This window comes from Nocardia vermiculata NBRC 100427, assembly GCF_001613265.1.
Lineage (GTDB): Bacteria > Actinomycetota > Actinomycetes > Mycobacteriales > Mycobacteriaceae > Nocardia > Nocardia vermiculata.
Genome location: NZ_BDCA01000022.1, coordinates 87,295 through 101,063, shown reverse-complemented (window position 1 = coordinate 101,063; position 13,769 = coordinate 87,295). Strand labels below are relative to the sequence as shown.

At 65.5% G+C, this 13,769-nt stretch carries 14 protein-coding genes; 5 read left to right on the top strand and 9 right to left on the bottom strand.

Annotated features, from left to right (window positions below):
* Positions 1-12 precede the first annotated feature (12 nt).
* On the bottom strand, positions 13-393 hold the full coding sequence (locus NV2_RS22245; RefSeq protein ID WP_174550622.1) for a DUF2784 domain-containing protein: 381 nt from the start codon (positions 391-393) through the stop codon (positions 13-15).
* A 449-nt stretch (positions 394-842) separates the two neighbouring features.
* Complete coding sequence (locus tag NV2_RS22240; protein ID WP_067877754.1) at positions 843-2,327, bottom strand: SDR family NAD(P)-dependent oxidoreductase; 1,485 nt, start codon at positions 2,325-2,327, stop codon at positions 843-845.
* A 183-nt stretch (positions 2,328-2,510) separates the two neighbouring features.
* Here NV2_RS22240 and NV2_RS22235 point away from each other — a divergent pair, with 183 nt between their 5' ends.
* Complete coding sequence (locus NV2_RS22235) at positions 2,511-3,656, top strand: acyl-CoA dehydrogenase family protein (RefSeq protein WP_067877885.1); 1,146 nt, start codon at positions 2,511-2,513, stop codon at positions 3,654-3,656.
* On the top strand, positions 3,640-4,296 hold the full coding sequence (locus tag NV2_RS22230; RefSeq protein WP_067877751.1) for a TetR/AcrR family transcriptional regulator: 657 nt from the start codon (positions 3,640-3,642) through the stop codon (positions 4,294-4,296). The genes NV2_RS22235 and NV2_RS22230 overlap by 17 nt, the downstream gene beginning before the upstream one ends.
* 16 nt (positions 4,297-4,312) lie before the next feature.
* Here NV2_RS22230 and NV2_RS22225 read toward each other — a convergent pair whose 3' ends face one another.
* From NV2_RS22225 to NV2_RS22205, 5 genes are all read right to left on the bottom strand, one after another.
* On the bottom strand, positions 4,313-5,347 hold the full coding sequence (locus tag NV2_RS22225; protein WP_067877748.1) for a DNA polymerase domain-containing protein: 1,035 nt from the start codon (positions 5,345-5,347) through the stop codon (positions 4,313-4,315).
* Entirely contained in the window at positions 5,344-6,450 is a 1,107-nt protein-coding gene (locus NV2_RS22220) for an ATP-dependent DNA ligase (protein WP_084475264.1), read from the bottom strand. The genes NV2_RS22225 and NV2_RS22220 overlap by 4 nt, the downstream gene beginning before the upstream one ends.
* 100 nt (positions 6,451-6,550) lie before the next feature.
* A complete protein-coding gene (locus tag NV2_RS22215) occupies positions 6,551-6,919 on the bottom strand; it encodes a cold-shock protein (protein ID WP_373863608.1) in 369 nt (122 codons plus the stop codon).
* Positions 6,920-6,970: 51 nt separating this feature from the next.
* Positions 6,971-8,152, bottom strand: coding sequence for a flotillin family protein (locus tag NV2_RS22210; RefSeq protein ID WP_084475262.1), 1,182 nt, complete (start codon positions 8,150-8,152; stop codon positions 6,971-6,973).
* 24 nt (positions 8,153-8,176) lie between these two features.
* Positions 8,177-8,407, bottom strand: a complete 231-nt coding sequence (locus NV2_RS22205; protein WP_067877744.1) for an NfeD C-terminal domain-containing protein — start codon at positions 8,405-8,407, stop codon at positions 8,177-8,179.
* Between the two features lie 115 nt (positions 8,408-8,522).
* On the opposite strand from NV2_RS22205, the gene NV2_RS22200 reads away from it, so the two are divergent.
* Together NV2_RS22200 and NV2_RS22195 are read left to right on the top strand one after the other, a co-directional pair.
* Complete coding sequence (locus NV2_RS22200) at positions 8,523-10,061, top strand: DHA2 family efflux MFS transporter permease subunit (protein WP_067877741.1); 1,539 nt, start codon at positions 8,523-8,525, stop codon at positions 10,059-10,061.
* A gap of 247 nt (positions 10,062-10,308) precedes the next feature.
* Positions 10,309-10,971 (top strand): hypothetical protein, encoded by a 663-nt coding sequence (locus tag NV2_RS22195; protein ID WP_067877739.1) that lies wholly within the window; start codon positions 10,309-10,311, stop codon positions 10,969-10,971.
* Here NV2_RS22195 and NV2_RS22190 read toward each other — a convergent pair.
* Positions 10,877-12,361, bottom strand: coding sequence for an MFS transporter (locus NV2_RS22190; RefSeq protein ID WP_067877735.1), 1,485 nt, complete (start codon positions 12,359-12,361; stop codon positions 10,877-10,879). The two genes, NV2_RS22195 and NV2_RS22190, sit on opposite strands and share 95 nt — an antisense overlap.
* A gap of 53 nt (positions 12,362-12,414) precedes the next feature.
* Here NV2_RS22190 and NV2_RS22185 point away from each other — a divergent pair, with 53 nt between their 5' ends.
* The gene (locus NV2_RS22185; protein WP_067877879.1) at positions 12,415-13,161 is read left to right on the top strand and encodes a TetR/AcrR family transcriptional regulator; all 747 of its coding nucleotides are present in this window, start codon (positions 12,415-12,417) and stop codon (positions 13,159-13,161) included.
* Here NV2_RS22185 and NV2_RS22180 read toward each other — a convergent pair.
* Entirely contained in the window at positions 13,127-13,753 is a 627-nt protein-coding gene (locus NV2_RS22180) for a TetR/AcrR family transcriptional regulator (protein WP_067877733.1), read from the bottom strand. The two genes, NV2_RS22185 and NV2_RS22180, sit on opposite strands and share 35 nt — an antisense overlap.
* Positions 13,754-13,769: the final 16 nt, after the last annotated feature.

The following is a 13,769-nucleotide window of genomic DNA, read 5'->3' as shown; positions in this document are numbered from 1 at the left end:
CCTGGTGCGGTCCTACCCTGCGGCAGTGTGGTGATCGGCGCGGCGCCGCAGGTGTAGCAGGGCGAACCCCACCCACGAGATCGTGACCAGCACCGCGACCAGCACTCGCACCAAATCCAGGGCGCTGCTCGGATACAGCACGCCGGTGATGTAGTTGTCGATGAATCCGCCCGAGGGGAGTCCGGCTTCGCCGCCCTGTATCCGTGCCCAGGTCTCCAGGTGTGTCAGTGGGCAGTCGATACCGACCAGCACAGTGCTGAAACCCCATGCCACTGCGGCGATATGGGTCCAGATCGACCAACGCCATCGCCACGCGACGAATCCACCGACCACCAGATAGGCGATGAACAGGAAGTGCACGCCCGCGGTGGCTTCTGCCAGCACCCGGTACATCACATCTTCCAGATTAAGGCGGAGGCCGGCGATTTGTCGGCTTTCGCACAGGCTGACACCTCCCATGTGCTTCGGGGCCGGTGGCGCGATTCAGTAACGTCATTATATTGATATGCGTATGTACGAATGTCGCTGCAGCCGTGTCGAGCATTGGGGGAGGTGGGTCCCACGCGAAAAGCGGGAGGCGCGACAGGGAAGTGGGGGACTGGATCGGACCGGAGGGGGCAAGCCGGGGAGGGTAGGCCGCCGGCTCAACTGTCGCCGACTATCCATGCAGGGCAACAGGGCTCAGCGAAGCGGACATGCGAGAGGCGGCAATTGCGCAGGTTAATAATGTGAGTATGGAAATATGCGCATCTAAACATGTAATCCCATCATCGACGTCAACACCCGATACCAACAAAGCCTTACCAACCAAAAAACAGCACAGGGAACCCAAGGGGCCGCTGTTACCAGCCGGACTGCTCGTAGTCCTTGAGGAAACAGCCGAACAGGTCGACTCCTGCTTCACCCTGGACGATGGGGTCGTAGACGCGGGCGGCACCGTCGACCAGATCGAGGGGAGCGTGGAAGCCCTCCTCGGCAAGGCGGATCTTGGTGTAGTGCGGGCGTTCGTCGGTGATCCAGCCGGTGTCCACGGCGGTCATCAGAATGCGGTCGGCCTCGAACATCTCCCGGGCGCTGGTGCGGGTGAGCATGTTCAGCGCTGCCTTGGCCATATTGGTGTGCGGGTGACCGGGCCCCTTGTAGGCGCGGCTGAACACACCCTCCATCGCGGAGACATTGACGATGTACTTGCGGCGGGCACGGGACGCGGCGAGGGCGGGGCGCAGCCGGGAGATGAGCAGGAAGGGCGCGGTCGAGTTGCACAGCTGCACCTCGAGGAGTTCGGTGGCATCCACCTCGGCGACCGTCTGCACCCAGCTGTTGGTGTGCGCGAGGTCGGGCACCAGTCCGCCGGCGTCGATGGCTACGCCCTGTGAAATGCGTTCGGGGGTAGCCGATCCGGCGACGAGGGCGAGGTCGGTGACGTCGGCGGCCGCGAGTGCGGTGGTGACGGGGGCGGAGTCGAGTGAGGCGGTGAGTGCGTTCGGGTGTGCCTGTGTGGTGTGTCCGAAGGTGACGGTGTCGGGAAGTTCGCCGGCGGGCAGGGGTGCCGATTCCGCCTCGATGAGGGCGGCGTAGGAGCCGGGGGAGCGGCGCACCGTCTGTGCTGCATTGTTGATGATGATGTCGAGTGGGCCCTGGGCCGCGACGTCGTCGGCCAGCGCTACCACCTGTGCGGGATCACGCAGGTCGATACCGACGATGCGGAGTCGGTGCAACCAGTCGGCGCTGTCGGGTTGTGCGGTGAAGCGGCGGATGGCGTCGTTGGGGAAGCGCGTGGTGACGGTGGTGTGCGCGCCGTCGCGCAGCAGACGCAGCGCGATGTACATGCCGATCTTGGCGCGCCCGCCGGTGAGGAGCGCGCGGCGCCCGGTGAGGTCGGTGCGGGCGTCTCGTTTGGTGTGGCTGCGGGTCGCGCAGTCGGGGCAGAGTTGGTGGTAGAACGCATCGACGCGGGTGTAGCGCTGTTTGCAGATGTAGCACGGGCGGGCGCGCAGCAGGGTTCCGGCGGCGTCGCCGGTGGTGTTGCTGGTGAGGGCGAGGCCGGCGGTCTCGTCGTCGATGCGTTGCGGGGAGCCGGTGGCGGTCGCGGCGACGACTGCCCGGTCGGCGGCGGCGACGGCATCGCGGGCCTCGGTGCGACGGCGTTTCTTGAGTCGTTTGAACATGTGGCCGACGGCGCGCTGGACGGCGATGGCGTCGGGGTGGTCGTCGCGTAGCAGGGCGGCCTGGTCGAGCACTCGCAGGCAGGTGGCCAGGTCCTCGGCTTCGATGGGGGTGCCGGGCAGGGGTGGGGTGGGCGCGTTCGTCGCGGTGTGCTCAGCCATCGTGCTGCCGGATGATCCTTCGTCTGCGGGAGTGTGCGTCGTTCATTGTCGCATCGCGGCTGTTGGGAGGTCCGGGGGCGTGGTGGGGCGACACCCGGCGGGTTGTTGACAGCATGCCAATAGTTCGACAAGCTGTGCTCGGGACCGGGGTGGTCCCGTGGGCACGAGAAGAAGGAAGTGCTGATGGCGCGCGCCGCGTGGAGCGACGATGAGGTCGAAGCCGTCCGGGATCTGGCGAAGACGTTCTTCGAGAAGGAAGTGCTGCCGCACGAGGAGAAGTTCGTCGCGCAGGGCCATCCCGACCGGCAGCTGTACAACCGGGCGGGGGAGCTGGGGCTGCTGTGTGCGGCGATTCCGGTGGAGTACGGCGGTGGCGGCGGCACTTTCGCCCATGAGGCGGCGGTGATCGAGGCGCAGTCACACGCGGGTGACGCTTCGCTGGGCATGTCGGTGCATTCGTCGATCATCGCGCCCTATATTCACCATTTCGGGTCCGAGGAGCTCAAACGCCGGGTGCTGCCGAAGGCGGCGAGCGGGGACATGGTGCTGTCGATCGGTATGACCGAGCCGGGGACGGGTTCGGATCTGCAGAACATCAAGACCCGGGCGGTGCGTGAGGGGGACGAGTATGTGATCACCGGGTCGAAGATCTTCATCTCCAACGGCTGGTTGTGCGACGGAATCGTGATCGCGGCGAAGACGGACCCGACCAAGGGGGCCGCGGGTGTGTCGTTGATCTTCGCGGAGGTCGGTGACGATACGCCCGGGTTCCGCCGCGGCCGGATCCTGAACAAGATCGGCGGCAAGGCGCAGGACACTGCCGAGCTGTTCTTCGACGAGCTGCGGGTGCCGGCGGCCAATCTGCTGGGGGAGGCCGAGGGGCAGGGCTTCTATCAGATGATGCAGTTGCTGGCGCAGGAGCGGCTGGTGACCGCGGTGATGGCGGTGTCGATGATGGAGAGTGCGGTCGAGCTGACCGTCGATTACGCCAAGGGCCGTGAGGCTTTCGGTAAGCCGCTGTTCGCGATGCAGAACACGAAGTTCGAGCTGGCGGAGTGCGCGACGATCGCGCGGGTGAGCCGGACCTTCCTCGACGATGCGATCGTGAAGCATGTCGGTGGCGAGCTGGACATTCCGACGGCGGCGATGGCGAAGTACTGGCTGACCGATCAGTTGGGTATCGTGGTGGACCGCTGTCTGCAATTGTTCGGTGGCTATGGATATATGACGGAGTACCCGATTTCTCAGCTGTATACCGGCGCGCGCGTGTTGCGGATCCTCGCCGGTTCCAACGAGGTGATGAAGGATCTCATTGCCCGCTCACTCTGAAACCACGACCACATCGGTACCGGCCGAGGCGGATTCGGCTCGGCGGCGCCGTTTGGAGCCGGATGAACGGCGTGCCCAGATTCTGGCGTGCGCTATCGACATGTTCGGTGAGCGTCCGTATGCGGCGGTGTCGACGGCCGAGCTGGCTGCCCGGGCAGGGGTGGCGCGTGGGCTGATCAATCACTATTTCGGTAACAAGCGGGATCTGTATCTGGCTGTGGTGCGCCGGATGGTGACGTTGCCGCGCCCCGATCACATGGTGGTGCCGACCGGTGATACCCGTGACCGGGTGGAGGCGAGCGTGTCGTGGCTGTTGGACACCATCAGTGGGTTGGGCAGTACCTGGGTGAAGGTGACCGGGCACGAGGGGATCGGTGACGATCCGGAGGTGCAGCGCATCCTGGACAAGGCCGATGATGCGGCGGCGGATCGGCTGCTCGAGATGGTGGGGGCGAGTGGTTCGGCTCGTGACGACGAATTGCGTGCGTTGGTGCGTTCGTACAGTGGTTTGGTGAAAACTGCTGGTCGCGAGTGGATTACGCGCGGGAGTTTGAGTCGTGAGCAGGTGCATCATCTGTTGTCGGATGTGCTGATGGCGTTGATCGAGACGACCTTCCCGCGGATCGAGCAGGGCCGCTGATCCGGGCTCGGCCGCGTCAGCTCGTGCGGGCGCGGCTGGGCTGGACGCGTGGTGGTTCGTTGGGCATTTTCGGATATTGCGGTGGCCAGGGGGCGTCGAGTAGTCCGGATTCGAAATCGGTGCGCGACATTTCGAGTAGGGGCGTGATGGATTGCGGGGTGCGGTCGGCCCAGGGGTCGCCGGTTTCGGCGATGCGGTGTGGGACGGTGGCGATGGTGAGGTCGGCGGGGTCGACGGTGGGTAGTTCGTCCCAGGAGATGGGGGTGGAGACCTGGGCGCTTGCCTTGGGACGGACGCACCAGGCGCCGAATACTGTTTTGTGTGGGGCGTTCTGGTTGTAGTCGATGAAGACGCGTTGTCCGCGTTGTTCTTTCCACCATTGTGCGGTGATGAGGTCGGGGTGGCGGCGTTCGAGTTCGCGGGCGAGGGCGACGGCGGCGGCGCGTACCTGGTAGCCGTCCCAGACGGGTTCCAGTAGTGCGTAGATGTGCAGGCCGCGGGAGCCGGAGGTTTTGACGCGGGCGTCGATGCCGAGTTCGGTGAGCAGGTCGCGGGTGAGTGTGGCGGTGTGGCGGAGTTCGTCGAAGCCGATGCCGGGGGAGGGGTCGAGGTCGATGCGTAGTTCGTCGCTGATGTCGAGGTCGCCGATGCCGGTTTCGGTGGTGCGTGGGGTGCCGGTGGGGAGGTGGTTGGGCCACACGTGGAAGCCGAGGCAGCCGAGGTTGACGGCCCAGAGTATGTGGGCGAGGTCGGCGGCGACGAGGGCGTCGCTGGTGGTGCCGTTGGGGGTGGAGACCTGGACGGTGCGTAGCCAGTCGGGTGCGGTTTTGGGGACGCGTTTCTGGAACCAAGATTTTCCGCCGGCACCGTCGGGATAGCGTTCGAGCAGGACGGGCCGGTTTCCGATGGTGCGTAGCAGGGGTGTGGCGACGGCTCGGTAGTAGTCGACGAGGTCGAGTTTGGTTTCGCTGCGGGTGTCGAAGTACAGCTTGTCGGGGTGGGTGATGCGGACGGTGACCCCGTCGGTGTCGATCTCGATGGCGTCGGTCATTGCGGGGCCTGCGCTTTCGCGGTCGTGAAGATGTCGTCGAGTTCGGCGGGGGCGACTTCTTCGAGTTGCGCGTAGGTGCACGTCTGTGGGGTGCGGTCGTCGCGGAAGCGGACGAGGCGTCCGCCGTGGCGGAATCGGCCGGCCTGCAGATGTTCGTAGCGGACTTCGGCGACGAGTTCGATGCGCAGGGGCACCCAGGAGAGGTCTTTGCCGCCGGACCAGCGGCTGAGGCCGCCGGGCATCTTGGCGTGGGTGCCGGCTTGTGCTCCGGCCTGGGCGGTGGCGTCGGCCCAGTCGCGCCAGGGGTGGTGGTCGAGTGCGTTGTCGCGCAGGGGCTGGAGTTCGTCGACGAGTTGGGCGCGACGGGCTGCGGTGAAGCTGCTGGCGACGCCGACGTGGTGGAGTCGGCCGTTGTCGTCGTAGAGCCCGAGTAGTAGTGAGCCGACGCCGAGGCCGTCTTTGTGCCAGCGGAATCCGGCGACGACGCAGTCGGCGGTGCGTTGGTGTTTGACCTTGATCATGACGCGTTTGTCCTGCTGGTAGGGCAGGTCGCGGGATTTGACCATGACGCCGTCGAAGCCGGCGCCTTCGAATCGGGTGAACCAGTCCTGGGCGAGGTCGGGGTCGGTGGTGATGGGGGTGAGGTGCAGGCCGTGATGTGGCGTGCCGAGGATGGATTCGAGGAGGTGGCGGCGTTCGTGGAAGGGACGCCCGGTGAGGTCGTCGTCGTCGAGTGCGAGCAGGTCGAAGGCGACGTATGCGGCGGGTGTCTCGGCGCTGAGTTTTTCGACGCGGGAGGCGGCGGGGTGGAGTCGGTTCTGCAGGACGTCGAAGTCGAGGCCGTGCTGGGTGACGACGACTATTTCGCCGTCGAGGACGCATCGGGGTGGGAGTGCGGCGTCGAGGTTGCGGGCGACTTCGGGAAAGTATCGGGTCAGGGGGCGGTCGTTGCGTGAGCCGAGTTCTATTTCGGTGCCGTCGCGGAAGACGATGCACCGGAAACCATCCCACTTCGGTTCGTAGTACAGGCCGGGGTCGTGCGGGAGTGCGGATGCGGCTTTGGCGAGCATCGGTTTCACCGGTGGTGCGACGGGCAGGTCCACGCGATCCTCCTGGGGTCGGTCTCACCCATGCAGACGGCGCGGGCGCGTGGAATTCATCGCCCGCGCCGCTGTCATGATGGTAGGCCGGTGGGAGGTCGGTTCAGTTGTCCAGCCAGCCGTGTTGGTCGGCGAATTCGGTGAGACGTTCGCGGATGGTGACGATTTCTCCGGCGGTCAGTGCGGGGCTGGCGTCGAGCAGTAGTTCGGTGATGAGCCGTTTGTGCTCGGCGGCGTTGAGCGGTCCACTGTGCCGGCTGTTGCGGTGGCGTTTCGGTTCGGGGGCGGGGCCGGTGGCGGTCAGGTTGATCGCTTTCGGCCCGCGGTCACCTTCGGTGACGTCGAATTCGAATATTCTGCCCTGGCGCAGTTCGTCTTCGTCCAGTCCGATGTCGTTCACGTGAACGAATACATCGGCACCTCCATCTTCGGGCCGGATGAATCCGAACCCCCGAGAACTGTCGAAAGACACCAATTTCCCGATCGACACCTGCACCTGCTCCTCATAGCCGTTAGTACTCGGTCACTCTATCGGTGTGCCGGAGTGGTTGTCGGAGGAAATCCGCTTTTTCGGTTCTTCGTTTCGGTCACCGGCGTGCTTGCCGTTGCTGGTGCTGGTGCCGTTGTCGGGTGTGAGGGCTTTCTGGAGTGAATTGAAGACCGTGAGTCCCTGGCCGACCATTCCGTTGACGAGTTCGCCGACGCCGTCGGGTCCGTTGAGGACGGTGAGGTTGGCGTTCGCCAGGCCTTGGGAGGCTTGTTTGACGATTTCGGGGAGTTGTTCGATCAGTAGCTGGTCGAGTGCGATGCGGTTGTTGGAGGCGGCGGCGTCGGCTTGGATGCGGGTGCGGTCGGCTTCGGCCTGAGCGAGAATTCGGACGCGTTCGGCTTCGGCTTCGGCGGGTTTGACGACTTCGGCCTGGAGTTGTTGTTCGCGCAGTTCGGCTTCTTTGCGGGCGCGTTCGGCTTGTGCGGACAGGACTTCCTGCAGGGCGATGGCTTCGGCGAGTGGGCCGGCTTGTGCGGCTTCGGCGTTGGCCTTGTCGATGTCGTGCTGGTATTCGGCTTGCAGGATGGAGGTTTGGCGCTGGTATTCGGCTTGCCGGCGCAAGGATTCCTGTTCGGCTTCGGCGGCGCGCTGGGAGGCTTCGGCCTGGGCGATCTGGGCGTCGCGCTGGACGGCGGCGTTGTGGGGTGCGGCGAGTGCGGTGATATAGCCGAGTCCGCCGTCGTCGATGGATTGGATCTGGAACGAGTCGACCCACAGGCCGATGTTGCCCATCTCGACCTTGGAGGCCACCAGCACTTCGTCGGCGAGTTTCTGTCGTTCGCGGATGATTTCTTCGACGGTCATCGAGCCGACGATGGAACGGAGGTGGCCGGAGAAGATGCGTCCGGTGAGGACCGACATTTCTCGTTCCTGTTCGGACAGGAAGCGTTGGGCGGCGTTGACGACGGATACGGTGTCGTTGGCGACCTTGAAGGCGATGACGGCGCGTACGTCGAGTTGGATGGCCTGTTTGGTGACGCAGCGTTCCTGGATTTCGGCTTCGAACATGGCCAGCGACAGGTAGCTGACCTTGCGGAAGAAGGGCATCACCCAGGCGCCGTGGCCGGTGATGACGCGGAACGGGGCATTGTCCTTGACGCGGCCGCCGCTGATCAGCATGGCTTCGTCGGGATCGGGCACGTGGTAGCCCAGCACTGTTGTCTCCCTTGCTATTTTCGGTTATTCCCCACCCGGTCCGGGGTCGAGCGGTATCCACGGGACCACATCGGCGATCCGGCCGGGGGCGACGTTCACCACGAGTACGGTGGTGCCGGCGTCCAGGGGTTCGGCGGATCGCGCGATATAGAGCTCCGTGCCCCCTCGGATCGCGACCAGGACCTCCCCGAGCATGTGGGTGCCACGGATCGGCGTGGTGAGCTTACCGGTTGTGCCCACGACCGGGTCGTTCATCGTTGGGAACTCCTTGCCGGGGTGGATCGATCGATGGTGATTCGTAGGTTTGAGCGCCCTCTATGGTGGGAAAAAGGGGCTGGTTATTCGGCGGGGGAGCTGGCACGCTTAAGCGGTGACTCCTCCTCCGGATGTTTCGGCGTCGGCAGCGAGCTCCTCCTCCGACCGGCTCGATGCCGCAGTGTTCAAGGTAGCCGGTGTGGTGGTGCTGGGCGCGATCATGTCGATCTTGGACGTGACCGTGGTGACGGTGGCGTTGCCGACGTTCCAGCACGAATTCGGGACCAGTTACGCGGTCGCGGCCTGGACGATGACCGGCTACACGCTCGCGCTGGCCAGTGTCATTCCGCTGACCGGCTGGGCGGCGGATCGGTTCGGTACCAAGCGCTTGTACCTGCTGGCGCTGGTGTTCTTCGTGCTCGGCTCGGTGTTGTGTTCGACGGCGTGGAATATCGAGTCGCTCATCGCGTTCCGTGTGGTGCAGGGGCTGGGTGGCGGCATGTTGATGCCGCTGAGCATGACGATCATGACTCATGCGGCGGGTCCGCAGCGGATCGGCCGAGTGATGGCGGTGCTGGGTGTGCCGATGTTGCTGGGACCGATCGCGGGGCCGATTCTGGGTGGCTGGCTGATCGGCAGTTTCAGCTGGCATTGGATCTTCCTGATCAATCTGCCGGTGGGTGTGATCGCGTTGATTCTGGCGATCGTGGTGTTGCCCGCGGACAAACCCGAGCCGTCGGAGTCGTTCGATTTCCTCGGGATGCTGCTGGCCTCGCCGGGTTTGGCGTTGTTCCTGTTCGGTGTGTCCTCGATTCCGGAGGAGCACACTGTGGCGTCGGCGCGGGTGCTGGTGCCCGCGGTGATCGGGTTGGTGTTGATGGCGGGTTTCGTCGTGCACGCGCTGCGTACTCGCCATCCGCTGATCGATCTGCATCTGTTCCGCAATCGGCAGTTGACGTTCGCGGTGCTGACCGCGGTGATCTTCGCGATCGCGTTCTTCGGTTCCGGTCTGCTGCTGCCCAGTTATCTGCAGCAGGTGCACGGTAAGTCGACTCTGGTCACCGGTCTGTTGATCGCGCCGCAGGGGTTGGGTGCGATGCTGACGATGCCGATCGGCGGCAAACTGGTCGACAAGATCGGCCCCGGCAAGGTGATCATGTCCGGTCTCGCGGTGATCGCGCTGAGTATGGGGTTCTTCACTCAGCTGTCGGCCGACACGTCCCTGGTGTGGATGTGTGTGGCGCTGTTCGTGATGGGTATGGGGATGGGCTGCACCATGATGCCGACCATGACCGCCGCGATTCAGACGTTGACCCACGCTCAGGTGGCGCGCGGGTCGACGCTGATGAACATCGTCAACCAGGCGGCGGGCTCCATCGGTACCGCGACGATGTCGGTGTTGCTGACCAATTTCCTGGTGAACAAGCCGTTGGCGCAGGCGGCGGTGGGTTCGCAGTTCGATCCGTCCATCGCGGAGAAGATGCCGCCCGAGCAGTTGCAGACGGGCTTCGACCAGGCGGCGGGCGCCTATGCGCACACCTATGTGGTGGCTGCGGTGCTGATCGTGGTCGCGTTGATTCCGGCGGCGTTCCTGCCCCGGACGAAACCGGAGCTGCCTCAGGACGATGCGGATGCTGCGGTAATGATGCATTGAGTTCGAGCGGGGGGTCACGATCGTGACTCGGTCGCGCTGTGCCCGAATAGTCCACTCCGGTGCGGGTACGTGGCCGTTGTGGCCCCGCGATCCGGCGTGGCCACTGTCTCGGCGCGATCGCTGAAAGTTCGCTCGAATGCTCAGGTGACGGTTGGGTCACTTTCGGTGAGGCGTAGGCGATTCGGGTTGTACTTTCGAGTAACCGGCTCGAATGCATTCGCTGGGAAGGTGATCGAAAGGGGTGACCATGGCCGTGCGCAATGGTTTGCTGGAGTCGCCGAACGATGCCGACCATACCGGTTGCCTGCTGTTGCAGGTGTTGGCCGTGGTCGAGGATGAATCGCGATGCCGGGCCGCCACCGGCCTGCTGCTGGACCGGGCGTGTCGTAGATGGTCTGGGCGTTCGGACTGTTCCCACTTTCCCCCGGTCGAGCGGTGGCGTGCGGTCGAGCCGGGCAGTCTGGGCGGTGCGGAATCGTTGCCGGAGAGACTGATCGCGGCCGCTGCCGCGGGGCAGCGGCCGGAATCCGCCGGGTTGGCGCAGGAGCTGCAGGTTGCGGTGGTGCTCCATGCCGGCTGTCCGGTGGTGGCCATCGATACCGAACTGCCGGATTCGGGTACGGGCGCGCTGGCCGATTCGCTCCGACATGCGCTGCTGCTGTCGATGTACGGGTTGCGTGAGGACGATCTGTCGTTGGCGGAGAGTGTCGTGAACGGATGTGCGGGTCTGGGTGCCCTGCAGCTGGTGGATCGCTTTACGCGCTGGGTGCCGCTGCCGGCGCCGGACGGGGTGCCCGGCGCCGGTGCGCGGCCGCTCACTGCGCCGCAGCGGATTCGGGTTGCGGCGGGGACGGCGCGTGGGTGCGCCGACGTAGCAGGACCAGACCCAGCAGTGCTGCGGCGAGGCTGAATCCTGCGCTGACCCACGCCCCGTAGGACATGGCCGAGGTGAACGCCGATTTCGCGGGTTCGTCGAAGCCGAGCGCGAAGGCGGTGCCGATATTGTCGCGGGCGGCGTCGGGGGCGTCGGCGGGCATGTGTGAGGTGAATACCCCGGCGAGGACACTGCCCAGCACCGCGATGCTGACCGCCATACCGACCTGCTGGATGGTGTCGTTCATCGCCGATCCCACCCCGGCATGCTCGAGTGGGATCGCGCCCATGATCGCGGCGTAGGCGGCCGGGCCGGCGAGTCCGCCGCCGACGCCCATGACCAGCATCGCGGCCAGGACCCACGGGTAGTCCTCGGCGTTGGCGAGGATGGTGAACGCGAGTCCCATGATGAGCAGGCCGGTGACGATCAGTGTCTTGTTGCTGAGTTTCTTGCCGAGGGTGGCGCCCAGGCCGTTGCAGATCGCTGCGGCCACGGCATAGGGCAGCAGTGCGAGTCCGGCTTTCATGGGGCCGTAGCCGAGGACGAACTGCAGGTACTGGGTGAGCATCAGCATGAGTGCGCCCATGCCGAACACCATCAGCAGCAGGGTCAGGCAGGTGCCGGTGAAGTCGCGGTTGCGGAAGACCGCCGGCGGGAGCATCGGGTGTGGTGAGCGGTACTCCCAGTAGGCGAAGCCGGCCGCGGCGAGTGCGGCGAGGGCGATGACCGGGATGTTCCATTCACGTTCGATGATCACGTACACGGTGGCGGTGAGTGCGACGATCGACAGTGCGACACCGGCGAGGTCGATCGGGCGCTGCTGCCCGTAGCTTTCGGGCATCAGGGTCAGTGCGGCGACGATGGCGACGACGGCGACCGGGATGTTGAGCAGGAACACCGAGCCCCACCAGAAGTGCTGTAGCAGTAGGCCGCCCAGGGTGGGGCCGAGCACGATGCCGACCATCGAGACCGTGGACCAGCCGGCCATCGCTTTGCGGCGTTCGTCGTCGTCGAAGGTGGTCATGAGGATGGACAGGGTCGAGGGCATGAGGAGGGAGCCGCCGATGCCCATGGCGGCGCGGGCGGCGATGACCTGCCACGGTTCGGTGGCCAGGACTGCCAGGAGTGAGGCGGCACCGAAGACGGCCAGGCCGGTGACGAGCATGCGGCGGCGGCCGAACCGGTCCGACAGTGCTCCCGCGGTGAGTAGGAGTCCGGCGAAGACCAGGACGTAGGCGTCGAGGATCCATTGGATGTCGGAGGGGCTTGCGCCGAGTTCACGGATCAGTGACGGGATGGCGAGGTTGAGGACGGTGCTGTCGATCATCAGGACCAGCAGTGCCAGGCACAGGGCGCCGAGGATCCACCAGCGCCGCGGATCGCGGGCGGGTGCACCGACCGGATCTCGTACAGTGTTCGATTCCACTCGCACACCGTACGAGAAAGAGGTGGGATGTGCGAGGGAATTACAGTGTTGACGTGACACAACCGTTCCGCACGGTGTGGACGCGTGCTTCGCGCCCGCCGAGAACCTCGGGTCTGACCCGCGAGCAGATCGTCGCCGCCGCGGTGGACATCCTCGATGCCGACGGCCTCGACGCACTCAGCATGCGCAAACTCGGGTCCCGTCTCGATGCCGGTGCCACGAGCCTGTACTGGTACGTGGCGAACAAGCGCGAACTGCTCGAACTGGCACTCGACCAGGCGTGGGGGATGGTTCGGGTACCCGAGCCCGAGGGACAGGACTGGCGTGCGGTTTTCACCACCTTCGCCTACAGTCTGCGCGCCACCCTGCGCGCACATCCGTGGGCGGCGATGCTGCTGGGGCAGCTGCCCAGCGTGGGCCCCAACGCGTTCGCCCTGACCGACCGGTTACGCCGCACCAGCGCACAGGCCGGATTCACCGGTACCGACATCTACCTGGCGAGCAGCCTGCTGATGAGCTACGTGCTGGGCCAGGTCCTGCCGGAACTGAGCTACCGCAAGGCGATCGGCGGGGGCGAGGTGGACCACACGTCGCTGTTGACCGCGATGGAGGATCTGGCCGCCGACTACCCACAGCTGCGTGCCGACTACCGCGACACGCTGCCCTCGGATCCCGAGGTTGCGCGTGCGCTGGCGTTCGACTTCGGGCTGATCTGCGTGCTCGACGGGATGGCGGCCAGGCTCGGTGACCGCGACGATGCACGACTCAGAGCTGATACAGGGTGCGATAAGCCCCGATGACCTGCACCAGATGGTCGACCACCTGGTCGCGGTCGGCGCGCAGGGAACCGTTGAGCCAGGCCGCGAACAGGCCGGCATTACCCGACGCCATCGTCACCGCGGCCATCCGGCGCCGGATCGGGTCGTCGATATCGGTGAACAAGTGATCCTGGATGAGGCGGGTGAACGTCGGCATCACCGAAATCGTCGTCTGCCCCAATCCGGTGCTGGAATAGGGTTCGACCAGGAACAACCGTGACTTGCGGGGGTCGGCGAGCACCTTGTCGACCAGAGCACCGGCGATCTCACGGTCACCGGCGGGGTCGGCGGTGGCGGCGAAGGCGGTCATCGGTTCGCGGAAGTCGTCGGCGACCAGACGGTAGAGCACATCGAGCAGGTCGTCGCGGCCGGCGAAACTCTCGTAGAAGTAGCGGTCGGTCAATCCGGCGCGGCGGCACACCGCACGCATGGTGACCGCACCCGCGCCGGCCTCCCCGATCAGGTCCAGTGCAGCCTCGAGCAATGCGGTCCGGCGCGCCTCGCGGCGTTCGGTAAGTGTGGTCCCGCCCCAGATGCGGGTGTCGTTGCCGCCGGAATCCTGACCTGTCTGCACCCGGCCGAGCCTACCG